At 67.0% G+C, this 15234-nt stretch carries 16 protein-coding genes; 8 read left to right on the forward strand and 8 right to left on the reverse strand.

The features are described 5' to 3' along the window. Window positions 1-145 precede the first annotated feature (145 nt). The 4 genes from HEB94_RS54245 to HEB94_RS03215 are packed head-to-tail and all read right to left on the reverse strand — an operon-like array spanning window position 146 to window position 2030. Window positions 146-463: an MmcQ/YjbR family DNA-binding protein gene (locus HEB94_RS54245; RefSeq protein WP_202896086.1), complete on the reverse strand. Its 318-nt coding sequence runs from the start codon at window positions 461-463 to the stop codon at window positions 146-148. After that, window positions 460-912 (reverse strand): TIGR03618 family F420-dependent PPOX class oxidoreductase, encoded by a 453-nt coding sequence (locus HEB94_RS03205; protein WP_192748558.1) that lies wholly within the window; start codon window positions 910-912, stop codon window positions 460-462. Before HEB94_RS03205 ends, HEB94_RS54245 begins: the two co-directional genes overlap by 4 nt. Then, window positions 905-1426, reverse strand: coding sequence for a protein kinase family protein (locus HEB94_RS03210; RefSeq protein ID WP_192748559.1), 522 nt, complete (start codon window positions 1424-1426; stop codon window positions 905-907). The genes HEB94_RS03205 and HEB94_RS03210 overlap by 8 nt, the downstream gene beginning before the upstream one ends. Before the next feature lie 40 nt (window positions 1427-1466). After that, a complete protein-coding gene (locus tag HEB94_RS03215) occupies window positions 1467-2030 on the reverse strand; it encodes a TetR/AcrR family transcriptional regulator (protein WP_202896087.1) in 564 nt (187 codons plus the stop codon). Window positions 2031-2191: 161 nt separating this feature from the next. Here HEB94_RS03215 and HEB94_RS03220 point away from each other — a divergent pair, with 161 nt between their 5' ends. The 7 genes from HEB94_RS03220 to HEB94_RS03250 all read left to right on the forward strand — a co-directional run bounded on the left by HEB94_RS03220 (window position 2192) and on the right by HEB94_RS03250 (window position 9624). Then, window positions 2192-3112: an alpha/beta hydrolase gene (locus tag HEB94_RS03220; RefSeq protein WP_202896088.1), complete on the forward strand. Its 921-nt coding sequence runs from the start codon at window positions 2192-2194 to the stop codon at window positions 3110-3112. Window positions 3113-3125: 13 nt separating this feature from the next. Continuing rightward, entirely contained in the window at window positions 3126-3539 is a 414-nt protein-coding gene (locus HEB94_RS03225; protein ID WP_192748560.1) for an LLM class flavin-dependent oxidoreductase, read from the forward strand. A gap of 251 nt (window positions 3540-3790) precedes the next feature. Next, window positions 3791-4651 (forward strand): hypothetical protein, encoded by an 861-nt coding sequence (locus tag HEB94_RS03230; protein ID WP_192748561.1) that lies wholly within the window; start codon window positions 3791-3793, stop codon window positions 4649-4651. A 256-nt stretch (window positions 4652-4907) separates the two neighbouring features. Then, the gene (locus tag HEB94_RS03235) at window positions 4908-5261 is read left to right on the forward strand and encodes an Lsr2 family DNA-binding protein (protein WP_202896089.1); all 354 of its coding nucleotides are present in this window, start codon (window positions 4908-4910) and stop codon (window positions 5259-5261) included. Window positions 5262-5272: 11 nt separating this feature from the next. Further along, window positions 5273-7570, forward strand: coding sequence for an SF1B family DNA helicase RecD2 (gene recD2, locus HEB94_RS03240; RefSeq protein ID WP_238361400.1), 2298 nt, complete (start codon window positions 5273-5275; stop codon window positions 7568-7570). Window positions 7571-8275: 705 nt separating this feature from the next. Then, the gene (locus tag HEB94_RS03245; protein ID WP_192748562.1) at window positions 8276-9019 is read left to right on the forward strand and encodes an SDR family NAD(P)-dependent oxidoreductase; all 744 of its coding nucleotides are present in this window, start codon (window positions 8276-8278) and stop codon (window positions 9017-9019) included. A gap of 176 nt (window positions 9020-9195) precedes the next feature. Continuing rightward, a complete protein-coding gene (locus tag HEB94_RS03250) occupies window positions 9196-9624 on the forward strand; it encodes a hypothetical protein (protein WP_192748563.1) in 429 nt (142 codons plus the stop codon). Between the two features lie 556 nt (window positions 9625-10180). On the opposite strand, the gene HEB94_RS03255 is transcribed toward HEB94_RS03250, so the two are convergent. The 4 genes from HEB94_RS03255 to HEB94_RS03270 form a co-directional block, all read right to left on the reverse strand. Beyond that, a complete protein-coding gene (locus HEB94_RS03255; protein ID WP_192748564.1) occupies window positions 10181-10849 on the reverse strand; it encodes a hypothetical protein in 669 nt (222 codons plus the stop codon). Window positions 10850-11952: 1103 nt separating this feature from the next. Then, on the reverse strand, window positions 11953-12324 hold the full coding sequence (locus HEB94_RS52170; protein ID WP_192748565.1) for a DoxX family protein: 372 nt from the start codon (window positions 12322-12324) through the stop codon (window positions 11953-11955). Between the two features lie 127 nt (window positions 12325-12451). Further along, window positions 12452-13309 carry an NAD(P)H-binding protein gene (locus tag HEB94_RS03265; protein WP_192748566.1) on the reverse strand — a complete coding sequence of 286 codons (858 nt, stop codon included), beginning with the start codon at window positions 13307-13309 and terminating at the stop codon, window positions 12452-12454. 71 nt (window positions 13310-13380) lie between these two features. Then, complete coding sequence (locus HEB94_RS03270; protein ID WP_192748567.1) at window positions 13381-14229, reverse strand: NAD(P)H-binding protein; 849 nt, start codon at window positions 14227-14229, stop codon at window positions 13381-13383. Between the two features lie 277 nt (window positions 14230-14506). On the opposite strand from HEB94_RS03270, the gene HEB94_RS03275 reads away from it, so the two are divergent. Further along, a complete protein-coding gene (locus HEB94_RS03275) occupies window positions 14507-15004 on the forward strand; it encodes a MarR family winged helix-turn-helix transcriptional regulator (protein ID WP_192748568.1) in 498 nt (165 codons plus the stop codon). Window positions 15005-15234: the final 230 nt, after the last annotated feature.

Consider the following 15234-nt stretch of genomic DNA (forward strand, 5'->3'; position numbering starts at 1 on the left):
TAGATGCGGCCCTCGCGTACCGATTGAGGAACCTCGACCGAACGATCAGACAGTGTTCAACGGCGGCGGCGAACTCGAAACACCTGTCTCGTAAGCGGATCCTCAAACGGACACGCACGCGCAGTTTCGGCCCGCTCGGGGCAGGTTAGCGATGACCAGCTCGTAGGGGTGGTCGATCATCCGCCGAAGCTCGCTGTCTTCGATGGAACCGTCGAGTTCGACGGTGTTCCAGTGCCGGTTTCTTCTGGGGGTAACCGGGATGGACTGATGGGTAGCGAGCTCGCAGCTCCAGGGCCAGATCCGGGTCGCACTTGAGGTTCACGCTACCTGGGCTCCCCTCGAGCGGGACAAGGGCGAACATGCAGCCACCGACCTTGAACACCGCGACGCCCTCTCCGAACGGGTAATCCTCGGCAGCTCCCGGCAGGGCGGCACACAGGTCGAGCACGTCATCTCGGGTCACGAGGTCTGCGGATTGGTGTAGACGCGGCGGGGGGCGATGAGTACGGCGGCTCGTCGTTCTTCTGCCATCGTTCGGTCGTAGGTGTCCCAGTCGTTGTGAGTACCACCGGCGGCTCGGAAGATGTCCCGCAACAACAGCCTCAGGGCTTCGCTGTCGACGGCGGGATGCGGGTCGTCAGGACCGATGATCTCGGCGTCGCCCTCGACGGTCGCCCATTGCCAGCCCGCCCGGGCGACGATCGTGGCTCGGGGTTCGGCACGCAGATGGCGCAGCTTGCGGGAGCCGCCGACAGCGACGAGCCCGACAACGCGCCCTCCCCGCAATGGGTGTTCAAGGACCCCGGCGTTGACCACCGACGACTGGACACTGCCATCGCCCCGCAACGTGTTGATCACACACAAGCCGTGATCGAGAGGTACCAGCTCGGCAAAGGCGGCAAGATCAGTCACGATGAGATTCCTTTCCAGTCTTGGCCGGCGAAGTTGCGGATCCTGGCTCTGTCAGGGGGTGGAGTGCGTCGATCCAGCGTTGGATGCGACGGGTTTGGCGGGCCATGATCTCGGGTTGTCCGAGCGTGCTGGTGAGGATGGCGCTGCCTTGGTGGGCGGCGATCAGTTCGACGGCGAGGTCGTGTGCGTCGCGTCGTCCGAGGGCGCGGAATTGTTGTTCGGCCCAGTCGAGTGGGATTTGTATCAGTGTCGCGGTGAGCAGGTCTGATCCTTCGGTCTGTTTGGCCAGCTCTGATGACAACGTTCCGTAGGGGGAGCCGTATTGGGCGCCGTACTGGGCTATCGAGTCCGCGGCCCGTTCGGCCAGTACGCCCACGAGCGCTTTGAGCCGAGCCTTGGGGCTTCGGTGTCGGCGCTCGAGCTCGGCGAGTGTCGACTGGAGCTGAGCTTCGTAGGTGTGCACGACGCTGCCGGCCGCTACGACGTCGATGCCGTCGTACGACGTCCCCGACATGAGCCCGATGCACAGTATTGGACCTTGACTAATGTCAAGGTCAATGGGTGCCGCTCGGCGGGTCCGTCGAGGATGCGAGCTCGTCGATCCAGCGTTCGAGTCGTCGTGCCTGGCGGGCCATCAGCTCCGGTTGTCCGAGCGTGTTGCTGAGCAGGGCGCTGCCCTGGTAAGTGGCCACCAGTTCGACCGCCAGGTCGTGCGCGTCGCGTCGCCCCATGGCGCGGAACTGCTGCTCCGCCCAGTCGAGCGGGATCCGCATCAGCAGCGCGGCCAGCGGGTCCGTTCCTTCGGCCTGCTTGGCCAGCTCTGAGCCCAGCGTTCCGTACCGGCAGCCGTAGCGGGCGACCAGCTCGCGCCGCTCCGCGAGCGCACGCACGAGTGCCTTCAGGCGCGGCTTCGGGCGGTGATGCTGGCGATCCAGCTCGGCGAGCACCGCGGTGAGCTGGTCGGCGTGAGTGCGCACGATCGCGGCCACAATGTCATCTTTGGTTTTGAAGTAGTAGTACAGGTTGCCCACCAGTACGTCCGCGGCCTGGGCGATGTCCGCGAGCGTCGTGCGCGCCACACCCTGCCGGTACACCAGTTCGCGCGCGGCGGCGACCAACCGCGCGTTCTTGCCGGGCTGCCCGGCCGTCTCACGAGCCGCCTTTGAGTCAGTCACCACACTCACAGCATAGACACAGTACAACCTTACCGCTAGGTTGGTTAACCAACCAAGATTGGCCAGCCGGGGTCGGTCGGTGAACCGATTAGGAGAACCAGGACATGTCGAGCAAGGAATGGTCCGAGCTGCGCGAGACGTTCGCGGCGTGCGCGCCCAAGACCATTGCAGCGACCACGGCAGCCGTCATGGCCATCAACCCGGAGATCGACCTGGGTGGCGCCGACCGGTTCTACAGCCTCACCAAGGAGCCGACCGACGTCACCTACGAGGAGGTCACCGCGGCCGGCTTGCCCGCGATCTGGGCGAACCCGCTGGATTGCGACACTGAGCGGGTGCTGGTCTACTTCCACGGCGGTGGCTTCGTCAGTGGCTCGAAGGACAGCTACCGGAAAGTCGCCGCGCATCTGGCCAAGGCGGCTGGCGTCCGCGCCCTGATACCGGACTACCGGTTGGCGCCGATGAACCCGTTCCCGGCACAACTCGAGGACGCGCGGTCGCTGTATGACTGGCTGCTAGCCCAGGGCTATCAACCGTCGAAGATCGCCTTCGCCGGCGACTCCGCCGGCGGCAACATCGCAACCGGTGCGGCGCTCGCGCTCAACCGGGATGGCGCGGCCCTGCCCGGGGCGGTCGTCGTGTTCTCGCCGTGGTACGACATGGAGGCGAACGGGCCGACGTTCGACTCCAACGCGGCCGTCGACGTGGCCATTTCTCGGCAGCTGGTACACAACTTCGCGCCGATGTTCCTTGGTGGACAGTCCCCGGCCGATCCATTGGCCAATCCGTTGTACGCAGATCCGGCTGGCCTTCCGCCGTTGTTGCTCACCTGTGGCGGCGACGAGACGCTGCGGGACAGCGTGGAGCGGTTCGCCGCGCTGGCCGAGCAAACCGGCGTCGAGGTCGCCCTGCACGTTGCCGACGGTCTGCCACACGTCTACCAACTGCTGGCCGGACGGATGCCCGAGGCGGACGCGAGCATCGCCGAGGCCGGGAAGTGGCTGCGCGAAAAACTTGGCGACTGAACGGATCCCGGCCATGCGATTCGCGATATCCATCCCGCAAACCGTCGCCGGCGCTTCGTTCGATCCGACCGGCATGGACACCTACCTGGCCCAAGCCGAAGAACTCGGGTTCGACAGCGCCTGGACCGGCGAGCAGCTGCTCGGCACGCAGCCCATGCTCAGTCCGTTGGAGACGTTGGCCTACGCGGCGGCCCGCACCCGGCAGATCCGGTTGGGGTGCGCGATGGTGGTCAGCCCGCTGCACAATCCGGTGCACCTGGCCAAAACCATCGCGAGCCACCTGGTTCAGGCGATCGCGGCCGCGTGGCGTCGTGGCCAAGTCCACTCCCTCCGACCTCTTGGCGTGGCGTGGAACCACCGTAAGCAGTCGACCGACACGGTGGATCCAGGTCATGCGTCAAACCAAACCGCAGACGCGACGTGCTGATCGCCATACCATGATCGGTCGTGGGATTCTCCGTCAAGCTTGCGCCAGGCGTGCGAGTACGTGCCTCCAGCCGTGGTCTTCGAACGAGCGTCGGGCCGCGTGCCGCCCGAGTCCACTTCGGTTCTGGCCGGACAGGCTTCTCCACTGGCGCCGGGCCGGTCAGCTTCTACTCCAGCGTCGGAGGCAACCGATCGACACGCCGAGCACCGTCAACCGGGGCCTCATCCCGCGCCCTGGCCCAGGCCGCGAAGTTGGAGCAGGCGAAGGACCTGCTGGCCGCGCTGCAGAGCATCCTCGAGCTCCATCATCCCGACTTCCCCGCCGCTCAGCCTCCGGTGGCGCCTCCGCCGCCTGAGCCTGACCGCGACGCTATCAACGCGCGGCACCGCAAGGCCGCCCTGGCCGGTATCGGGATGTTCGAACGGCGGGCCCGCGCGCAGGCCAAGGCAGCCGCCGAGATGGCCGCAAGCGCTGAGATAGCAGCGGCAATCGCGAAGAACCAGCGCCTCCACGCTCAGTACCAGACAGATCTGGACCGGCTGTGGCAGCGACTCCTGCAGAACGACCCAGAGATCGTACTTGGCACTTTGGCAGAGGCATTCGAGGACAACGACGCCGCCGCGGCCCCTGTCGGCGTGGCAGGTTCTGAGGCGTCCCTCGTCGTACTCGTGCCCACTTCCGCCGCGATCCCCGAGCGGCGACCAGCCACGACCTCCGCTGGAAACCTGACCCTCAAGAAGCTCACCAAGCGTGAAATCGCTGACTTCTACAAGCTCATGGTCTGCGGATACGTGCTGGCCACCGTCAAAGAAGCCTTCGCCGTCGCACCCGGGTTGACCCACACGAGCATCGTGGCCCTGCGCGACGACGGTCCGGACGCCTATGGCCACCCCCGCGTCGAGGCGATCCTGGCCGCCCGCTTCGCACGCCAGGCCCTGCGCGATGTGCGGTGGACGACAGCCGACGCCGTCCGCATAGTCAGCGACGCCAGCGAACTGCTCACCGTCAAGCAAGCTGGCGCCAGCAAGGAGTTCGCACCACTCGACCTCGACTCCGAGCCAGACATCGCGAAAGTCGTACAGGCCGTCGATGTCAGCGACCTTCTCAGCTGACACATGACTAGGTCCTGCATCCGGGCCGTGTGACTTCTCGACGACGACCAGGACAGCTGAAGGGGCAAGTCGGTGTTCGACCACGTAGTGAGCTGGGTGCGCGAGAGCTGGCTGGCCTCGAACCGACCTGGGTGGTTGCGGCCGGTGGGGTAGTTGGTGCGGCAGCCGTGACCCGGAAGTTCCTGCGCCCCGTACGAACGATCGTCAGTTGGCTTACTCGTCGGCAGCGGCTTACTGGTCAGCTGCTCAAGCTGGCGTGTGGGATGCAGTTGGAGTACTCCGTCCCGCCCTGATCGCCGACGGGCTTGCCGATCTGCAGGTGCGCTCGTCCAACGTCCCGATCGTGTTCTGCGAAACACGGCAACTCGCCGAGGAATGGACCTACCGGTTCCTGGCCGCCCGCGCATGGGCCGAAACCGAAGATACGGCCCCCCAACGCATCGCACCTGCCGAGGCCGATGCCACCGACCTCGCCGACGCTCCGGTCGCGTCCGAGCCTTCCACCGCCGAGGTCCGAGCCTGGGCCCGCGCCCACGGCATCACCGTCCCGGACGGAGGCAAGCTCCGCCTCGAGATCTGGGACGCCTGGCGAGTCACCCACCCGGGCTGAGAGAGTCACTGATGCCCGGCACAATGGTCGCCGTGCCCGGTCAGTCCCCTTCGCCCCATGCCTCGCCGCAGGATCGGCGGAACCCGTCGGTGCTGGAGGCGGTCCTGGAACGGATCACCTACGCCAACGAGGACACCGGGTACACCATCGCCCGGGTCGCGACCGAGCGGACCGTGGCGGATTTGCTGACGGTGGTCGGGCCGCTGCTGGGCGCCCAGGTCGGGGAGAGCCTGCGACTGATCGGGCACTGGGGCTCCCATCCCAAGTACGGCAGACAGTTCCAGGTGCACTCCTACACCACCGTGCTGCCCGCCACCATCCAGGGCATCCGCCGCTACCTGGGCTCAGGGATGATCAAAGGGATCGGCCCGATGATGGCCGAACGGATGGTCGCCCATTTCGGCACCGACATCCTGAAGATCATTGAGGAGGAGCCCGATCGGCTGATCGAGGTGCACGGCCTGGGACCGAAACGGACCAAGAAGATCGCCGACGCGTGGGAGGAACAGAAGGCAATCAAGGAAGTGATGGTGTTCCTGTCCGGCGTCGGGGTGTCCACCTCGCTGGCCGTGAAGATCTACAAGAAGTACAGCGACGCCTCTATCTCGGTGGTCCGCGACGAGCCCTACCGGCTGGCGTCAGAAGTGTGGGGCATCGGATTCAAGACCGCCGACACCATCGCCAAGGCCGTCGGGATCCCGCACGACAGCCCACAGCGGATCAAAGCCGGGCTGCAGTACACCCTGTCCCAGGCCGCCGACAACGGACACTGCTACCTCCCCGAGCCAAACCTGATCACCGACGCTGCCAAGATCCTTGAGGTCGACCGGCAGCTGATCGGTCCGTGCCTGGACGAACTTGCCGCGGTCCAAGGGGTTGTCCGCGAGCTGGTGCCCTCCGATCCCAGGGCCATGAGCGGCACCGTTCCGGCGGTCTATCTGGTGCCCTTCCACCGGGCCGAACACTCCCTGGCCACCGGACTGCTGGACCTGCTGAACTCCAGGCAGGAGCAGCTGCCCGCCTTCACCGGCGTGGATTGGGACAAGGCGCTTACCTGGCTGCGAGGCCGGACCGGCCAGGACCTGGCACCCGAGCAACAAGACGCGGTCAAGCTCGCGCTGAGCAGCAAGGTCGCGATACTCACCGGCGGGCCAGGCTGCGGCAAGAGCTTCACCGTCCGTTCCATCGTGGAACTCGCCGCAGCCAAGAAGGCCACGGTGGTGCTGGTCGCGCCGACCGGGCGGGCCGCAAAACGGCTCGCCGAGCTGACCGGGCACGAGGCCTCCACAGTGCACCGGCTGCTGGAGCTACAGCCCGGCGGCGACCCCAAATACGACCGCGACAACCCATTGGATGCCGACCTGGTCGTGGTCGATGAGTCCTCGATGATGGACGTCATCCTGGCCAACAAGCTGGTCAAGGCGATCCCACGCGGTGCCCATCTACTGCTGGTCGGTGATGTCGACCAGCTCCCCTCGGTCGGCGCCGGCGAGGTTCTGCGTGACCTGCTCGCCGCCGACACCATCCCGCGGGTGCGTCTGACTCAAATCTTCCGCCAAGCCCAACAGTCCGGCATCGTCGTCAATGCCCACCGCATCAACTCCGGCCAACCCCCGCAGCTGTCCGGCTTCGGCGACTTTTACTGGTTCGCCTGCGACCCTCCCGAAGACTCCGGCCTGCACCCGGCCGAGGAGACCGCCAAGTTGGTGGTGGACATCGTCGCCCGCCGCATCCCCACCAAATTCGGGCTCGACCCGGTCCGCGACGTTCAGGTGCTGACACCGATGCACCGGGGCCCCGCCGGAGCCGGCAATCTCAACACCCTCCTCCAAGAAGCCCTCACCCCCTCACGAGAGGGGACACCCGAGAGGCGGTACGGCGGGCGGGTGTTCCGAGTCGGCGACAAGGTCACCCAGCTGCGCAACAACTACGACAAAGGCCAGGCGGGTGTCTTCAACGGCACCGTCGGCACGGCGACCAGCCTGTCCCTGGAAGAGCAGACCCTCACCGTTCTCACCGACGAAGACGAGACGGTGGACTACGACTTCGCCGAACTCGACGAACTCGCCCACGCCTACGCCGTCACCATCCACCGCTCCCAAGGCAGCGAATACCCCGCCGTGGTCATCCCCGTCACCACCAGCTCCTGGATGATGCTGCAACGCAACCTGCTCTACACCGGGATCACCCGCGCCAAGAGACTCGTCGTCCTAGCCGGATCCCGCCGCGCCCTGGCCCAAGCCGTCCGCACCCCCGGAGCCGGCCGCCGCCACACCGCGCTCACCCACCGACTCCACATCATCGAATAGACCCAAGCGACCGACCTCGACAACCAAGCAGGGCCACATCCTTTTGCAGGCGCGTCCGGTCCTTCATCTACTGGCACAGCAAGAACATGGGCTCTCCCCTCCTCGGGGGACGGGTCAAGCCTTTCGACCTCACCAGAAACCTGGCCACGGACTCAAGCTGGAGCTCCTGGTCCAGGAGACCACCTCGCCCCGCAGGGCATGGGTGAACGGGGTGGCCCCATCGACGCCGGCCACCCCGTCAAACTGCAGCTGCTACTTAGACTACTTCGGGTCGAAGGTGCACTTCGGCGGTCATGTCGTCGCCATGTACGGCCACGACGACCACGACGCCTACCTGGTGGACACCGACCAGCAAGGCGGAGCGGTGTCCACCAGCCTGACCTGCCTCGCCCAGGCCAGGGCCGCGCGCGGCCCGATGACCGCCAAGCACCGGTCCTTCACCCAACACCGTGCGGGTAGACGGTACCGGGCGCCCGCGATGGTTGAACACCAAAGTCCGGGTCGAGGTCAGGCCCCTCATCTGGTGCGCACGTCTCCCGCTCGAGATCGCCACGAACTGCAACCGCCACAACGGCCAGGTCAGGTGCGCCTGCTCGCCAACGGCGGCTGCCGATGGCCGGGCGGCGCGGTAGCCTGGCGGGCCGTCGGAGGGGCGGGCCTGCGCGGCGCAGGTCGCGGGCACGGGGGAGGCAGACAGGAGGGTCCATGACCGATCGAGCGGTACTCGTCACCGGTGCTTCGCGTGGCATCGGTGCGGCGGTGGCTCGGGCTTTCGCCGAAGCCGGTGACCGGGTGGCCCTGCACCACCGCGCCTCACCCGCACTCGTGGAATCGGTCCGTACGTCCCTGCCGGGCAGTGAGCACTTCGTCGTCCAGGCGGAACTGGCCGATCCGCTCGCCGTCCAGGCCATGGTCCAGGACGTCGCGCGAGAGTTCGGCCGGATCGACGTCCTGGTCAACAATGCCGGCATCTACGTCGAGCACCGGATCGACGACGTGACCTACGACGAATGGCAACGCGCCTGGGAGCAGACACTTGCGGTGAACCTGGTGGCCCCGGCGAACCTGTGCTGGTGCGCCCTTCGCCACATGGGCCCCGGCGGACGGATCATCAACGTTTCCTCCCGGGGCGCGTTCCGGGGCGAGCCACGCCAACCCGCGTACGGCGCGAGCAAGGCCGGTCTCAACGCGCTCAGCCAGTCCCTCGCGCGAGCGCTCGGGCCACGTGGCATCGCGGTGACCACGGTCGCCCCCGGGTTCGTCGAGACCGACATGGCCGCGGAGGCCCTCTCCGGCGCCAGAGGCGAGGAGATCCGTGCGCAAAGCCCACTCGACCGGGTGGGCCAGCCTGAGGAGGTCGCGGCCGCCGTGTTGTATCTCGCGTCCGCTGACGCCGAACTCGCCACCGGCGCGGTCCTCGACCTCAACGGCGCCTCCTACCTGCGTTGACGCGCCCCCAAGTGCAACCTCAACCGTGTTGGCGACAGTCAGTTTGGTGCTGGCTCTGGCTCAGGTGAACATCAGCGACACCAGGGGTTCGGAGCCGATCCGCTCGGTGAGGGCCTTGATCGCACGTCGCCACGGTGCCTGGCCCCGCCGCCGCCAACCCTAGGGCGGAACCGATCTTGAACACTGTGCTGTCGCAGCTCTGGGCGTTGAGGCGCTTCATGGCCAGCGAGGTGAAGGCAGAGAGCTTCCCCGGTATCGATCGGGCCATTGGGTCCGGTGAAGGCGCTCCTGAAGGCGTCCTGCACCTTCTCCGGGGCCCGCCCGTCCCGGTCGACGAGCCGGACCAGGTTGTCTTCTGCATACGTGGTGTACGCGAGCGGTGGCGGAACGGCAATAGCCTCGCCGCGCCGTCCTGGAGGACGGGCGCTGCGGTAGAAGAACTGCTCCCGCGGCTCCTACCCCCGCTGGCCGAAGCCGATCAGGTCACCCGACTCATAGAGGTAGCCGCCCGCGAACCCGTAGGGCGTGCGGTGGACGTCACTGTGCTCGAGAACCCAGATCTCCCCACCGGGAAGTACTCGTCACCGATCCGGTGGGGTCGGTGACGACGTTGGTGTCGCCCTGCAGATCCTCGTGCAGGAAATACCGCTGGTTCTCCGGTGCGCCACCGGACATCACTCGCTCGCCACCCGGTCGGCGCCTGCCCAGATGTGCTTCCAGGCATTCGTGCCGTTCTCCACGGCGTGCCACTGGTTGACGAAGGCGGTCTCACCTCCAGCCGCGTTCGATCCCAAGGTGCCCAGACTCGTCGTGAGTCTCTGTTGTGGTGCTGCCCTGATCAGCGAACGTAACCACGCGGTCGGCGGCCTCCCAGTCGACCGAGCGCTTCTGACCGGTCTTCTCGGAGGTCCACCCGGTGAAGTTCCCCTCGAAGTCGTGGCTGTAGCTCCGCCCATCGGCGTGGGGCAGCCGGCGCGAGGCGCCGGCGCCGGTCTAGGTCATGGCCCCTCACGGCCACCTCGCGGTCGAGCGGGCGAAGGAACGGGCCTCCGCCGGGACCGCCGTGTACCATCTCGGCCAGCAGAGGGCCGAGATGGTGCTCTTACCGGTGGTGGTGCCGGGCGGTCGCCCATGCCGCATGTGATGCTCTTCGGGCGGCGCTCATTGTTTGCTGAGGCTGCCGATACTCAATACGAAGCTGCCACCCCGCTCATCGATACCGGTCACGAACGATGTTTGATTCGTTCCGTCGCTTGCTATTGACCAGAATTTCAGTGTCACGTTGGATTGAGGGAGTGTGCAGGTTTGGATAGCTGGGTCTAGCAGGGCGGTGTTTCCGCGAACCGCCAGCATCCATACGCAACCGTCATCGGTTTGGGCCGCGATTTTGTGGTCGCGTCGCCTGGTGAAGGTTACGAGTCCACGCTGTGGTGATTCGACGACCTGCTCATCACCGTATGGTCTTTGGTATCTGGAGACCCGGATGTTCACGCGGGACTGAGGATCCGCCGCGTCGTACGCCCAAGTACCCAAGAATTTCCGCGCTCCTGGGCCGGATTTTTCGGGGGCTTTAGTACGTCGCCCGTTCGCCAGCACGAAATCGTAGTCAACGGTTGGCCGATGGCTCCTGGCCTCGATGATTTCGCTCTCGTGGCGACCTGACACCGTGACTGACCATCTGGTTATCGTGTAAGTCAGTCCGCTGTACTGGTTGAGGCGACTCTGGGCTGCGGGGTCCAGCTCCATCGCGTCGGAATCCACCTTGAATTTCCAGGTGCAGCCCTGATCTGTGCGGCCCACCACCCTGCCGTCCGAGGCCTTCGAAAACACGATATCGCCGATGTTGGGGACCTGGAATGAGAAGCCACCTTCGGGACACCCGGGCTTTGTGGCCGGACAGCCATCACCGCGATGTTTCGCATACCCGCGCGATCAGGCTGGTCGTAATTCCACCTCCCGATGTACTTCTCTGGCTTCGCTGTCCGCGGTGATGTCGTTTCAGCTCCAGCGGGTTGTACCGGGCCAAGGGTCACCGTCATACAAGACAAGGCGACTACGAGCAGAAGCAGGCGTGACGCCCGGCCTCGCCGACGAGCCACGAGGTAGGAATGCTGCATGTGAGTCCTCCGGTCAAGGGGAAGGGTCCGGGGCGCAACGTTTCGGTCGGCCGGAACGAGACCTCCCCGATCGATGCCGTACACGCTGCCAGCGCTGCATGGGGTATGGCATCCCACTCCGAGCGCATCTTCGCTGGACCGATCTGCGCCCACAGGCGTATGAACGATGCCTCCGGCAGGCGCTACTGGCGGTCGGGTCATCGTCGGAGCCGTGTTTCCGGGCGACCTTCACAAACGCCGCGCCGCCTCCGACGGGCGCCAATGTGGGGCAGTCGGGGGTGATGCAGCCCGATCACGTTGATACGTTCCCGAAACCGCCCGGCCCCTGGAACGGGACGCAGAAGGCACGCCTCATCCGTTGACTGCGAAGGGCCATCGGCGACTTGCCGTCCGCGAGCCCATCGGCCGCCGACAGCGCCGACGGCGTCAACAGCGGCCGCAACGGTCAGGTCGCCTATCGCCGGTGCATGCGCGAGCACGGGCTGGAGGAATTCCCCTACCCTGACAGCGAGGGGCGCCTCACTCTCCGAGCCGGGCAGCGGTCTAACCGACCGGGCACCCGCGGAATCCAGATCCCCGAACGTGCCCGGCCCCGGGGCCGTCAACTCCCGATACAACTCTTGGTAGCCCACCTGCGGCATGTCGCGGCGGCGTCGGCGCCACGCGTTGACCTTCAACACACACGCCCACACATCAGCGGCCGAACGCAGCAGCCTGAAGCAGGGCCGCCGCTGCCCGGGTGTCAGCTCGGCGAGATCGCGTCGCGTGCGGCGAAGGTGCGGTCCATCGAACTGCACCGTCGCGGCGTGCGGAGACCTAACGGGCCAGGCCCAAGATCAGGGTGGCGATCGCGAGTGGAAGGAAGAAGCAGGAGCCCAGGAAGAACTGGGACGAGTAGTCGCTCACCCGGAGGTGGGTGTAGGCCGCGCAGACGAAGTACAGGATGAGGCCGATCGCCGCGGCCGTCCCGACCAGCGGCACGCCCAGGAGTCCGAGGAGCAGCCCCAGCGCCCCCGCGACCTTGAGGAAGCCGATCGGAAAGACCAGCCAGGATTCCAGCACGCCGGTCTTCTGGAGCGCCGGGCGGAGGGTACGCATGATCGGCTCGAACCGGGTCATCGCGGCGATGCCGGAGAAGGCGTTGACGGCGACCGTGACGAGCCCGACGACGAGATAGGCAGTGTTCACGAGGGTCCATTCCTTGGATGCGCTGCCGACGAACCATGGGCAGCGGTCGAACGTTCGGGTCGGTTCAGGAACGTGGCGAGAGTGGATGCGCACTGGTCGCCTGCCGCCGGAGCATGGCCGCGACCGGTCAGCTCCGGAAGGCGTCGGCGTGCTCGGCAGCCCACTGGGCGAAGGTGAGCGCGGGCCGGCCGAGGATCCGTTCGATCTCACCGGTGACCAGGCCCAGCTGCCCGTAGGACTCCGCCTGCATGCCGAGGTACCCGTCAGCAAGCGCCGGCGCATGCCCGGCCCGCACGAGCCCCTGTCGGGCAGCCTCGGGCGGCACCTCCAGGAAACGCAGCGTCCTGCCGAGCGCGGCGCCGATCGCCGCCACCATCAGTTCCTGGTCGAGCGACTCGGGTCCGGTCAGCACCGGCCGGCAGCCCAGCAGTTCGTCGGTGCGTAAGGCCCAGGCACCGACCGCCGCGATGTCTCGTTCGTGCAGCGGCGCCCAGTGGGACGAGGCGTAGGGACCACGTACGACATCACCCCCCGCGCGGATCTGGCCGGCCCACATGTTGATGGCGTTGAGGGCGTACGAGCCGGATCGCAGGGCGACCCAGTCCAGCCCGGACGCGACGGACGCGGCCTCCACTTCCCGGTTGTATTCGCCGCGCGGCCGCGACGGCTGCCGGTGGTCGGCGAAGTCGACGTTGAGGGCCGACATCGCGACCACCCGCTCCACCCCCCGGTCCCGGGCGAGTGCCAACAGTTCCTCGGCCGCGGTGCCGACCGTTCGGGGGTTGAGAAATATCGCGGTGACGCCACGCAGCGCGTCCCGCATCGTCTCCGGCTGTGCCGGGTCGCCCTCGACGACCTCGACCTCGGCGGGCAGGCCCGCCGCCGTCGCGTTGCGGGTGACGGCGCGGACGTCGACATCCTCCGCGCGTAGCAGGTCGATGAGTGGGTGCCCGACACTGCCGGTCGGTCCGGTTATCAGGATCATGGCAGAGCCCTTTGCTGGGCGGACGCGAGCCCGCGCTGGTCCGGCCGGGATGAGGTTGTCGCCGCATCTGGTCAACCGGTGAAGGCGGCGGCGTGGTCGGCGACCCACTCGGCATAGCTGCGCGGGCGCCGGCCGAGGACGCTCTGCACACCGGTCTCGACAGCCGCCGGATGGCCGGCACCGGCGGCCCACAGCGACAGCATCGTGTCGACCATCTGCTCGGGCATGCCGTGCGCGACCATGTTTCGCTTGGCTGCCTCGGCCGGGATCTCCTGGTAGCGCAGGGGTCGGCCGATCACCTGCCCGATCGTGGCGACCATCTGCTCGCGGGTCAGTGACTGCGGGCCCGTCAGCAGGATCCGCTGCCCGCTACGTTCGTCGTCGAGCAACGCGCGGGCGGCCACCGCGGCCAGGTCCGACTCGTGGATCGGCGCGTCCGTGGACGACGCGAAGGGGCCGCGCACGATGTTCCCGGCACGGATCTGGGCGGCCCATTGGAGGAGTGTGTTCGCGGCGAACATGCCGGGCCGCAGGATCACCCAGTCGAGATCGCTGGCGAGGAGCGCGTCCTCGACTGCCCGATGGTGGGTGGCGATCAGGTTCGGCGGCTGCGCCTGAGCCTCGACGGCGAGCGCGGACAGCAGGACCACTCGCCGTACTCCGCGCTCCCTCGCCAACGCCAGCAGCTCACCGGCCGAGCCGCCCAGGGCGGCCGGGTTGAGGAAGACGGTCGTCACCCCGTGCAGAGCGGCGGCGATCGAGTGCGGGCGCGACGGGTCGCCCTCGGCGACGTCGACGCCGGCGGGCATGGCAGCGGCCAGCGGGTTGCGGCTGACGGCCCTCACCTTCACCCCCGCATCGATCAGCGCATCTACCAGCGGGCGGCCGACGGTGCCGGTCGCTCCGGTGACCAGAAGCATGGGGTTCCTTTCCGTAGCGGGTTGGGTGGGCGCCCAAGGCTGCGCCGCACATGTCCAAACCGTATCATACGAGTTTCATACATTATCCGTTACGGACGATGCTGGAGACCGCCACAGGGCGCCCCACCTCTGCGGCAGCAGACGGCGACCGCGACGACCTGGGCGAATCAGCGCCTCCGAAGGTCCCGCTCCTCGGTACGGGTTGTTTCCCGTGGCCTCCGCCAACGGGCCGTAAAATATGGAACACGTAGCAGATCGGATCAGGGAGTATCGCAGGATGGCGTCGACCACCCCAGAACAGGCCACGGACAAGCGGCGCCGACGGCGGACCACGACCGAGATCAAGGAGTCACTGCGCGCGCTGAGCATCCAGCTGTCCCTGCTCAACCACCAGATCGGCGCGCACCTCGACCTGAAGGACGTCGACTTCTACTGCCTCGACCTGATCAACCGGTTCGGGCCACTGAGCCCGAGCACCCTCGCGCGTCGAGCCGGGCTGCATCCCGCCACCATGACCGGCATCCTTGACCGGCTCCAGCGGGGTGGCTGGATCACCCGCGAGCGGGACCCGGACAGCCTCGACCGCCGGGCCGTCGCCGTCCGCGCGCTGCGCGACCGCAACGCCGAGCTGTTCCAGCTGTACTCCGGGATGAACGCCTCGATGGACGACATCTTCGCTGGGTACGACGATGCCCAACTGGACCTGCTCGCTGACTTCCTCCATCGCGCCACCGAGGCAGGGCAGAGCGCGACGGACGAGCTGACCCAGGGCTGAGCGGTCCCCGACCACCCACAGATCGCCCGAGTCGTGAGGATGTCGCCATCGCGCCGAAGGCGATGATGATCAATTCTTGATAGCGCGGACTGACCTGCCTTGGGACGTGCCAGGTCCAGCGAAGCAGCGACGCTGGACCGGCTGACCTCTCCGATCGGCCCCTGCTCCCCTCCGTCAACAAGGTCGATTCGCTCACCTCTGGCAGCGTCGAAGTATTGCTTGCCACATCA

The sequence above is a fragment of the Actinopolymorpha pittospori genome (genome assembly GCF_014873875.1).
Classification (GTDB): domain Bacteria; phylum Actinomycetota; class Actinomycetes; order Propionibacteriales; family Actinopolymorphaceae; genus Actinopolymorpha; species Actinopolymorpha pittospori.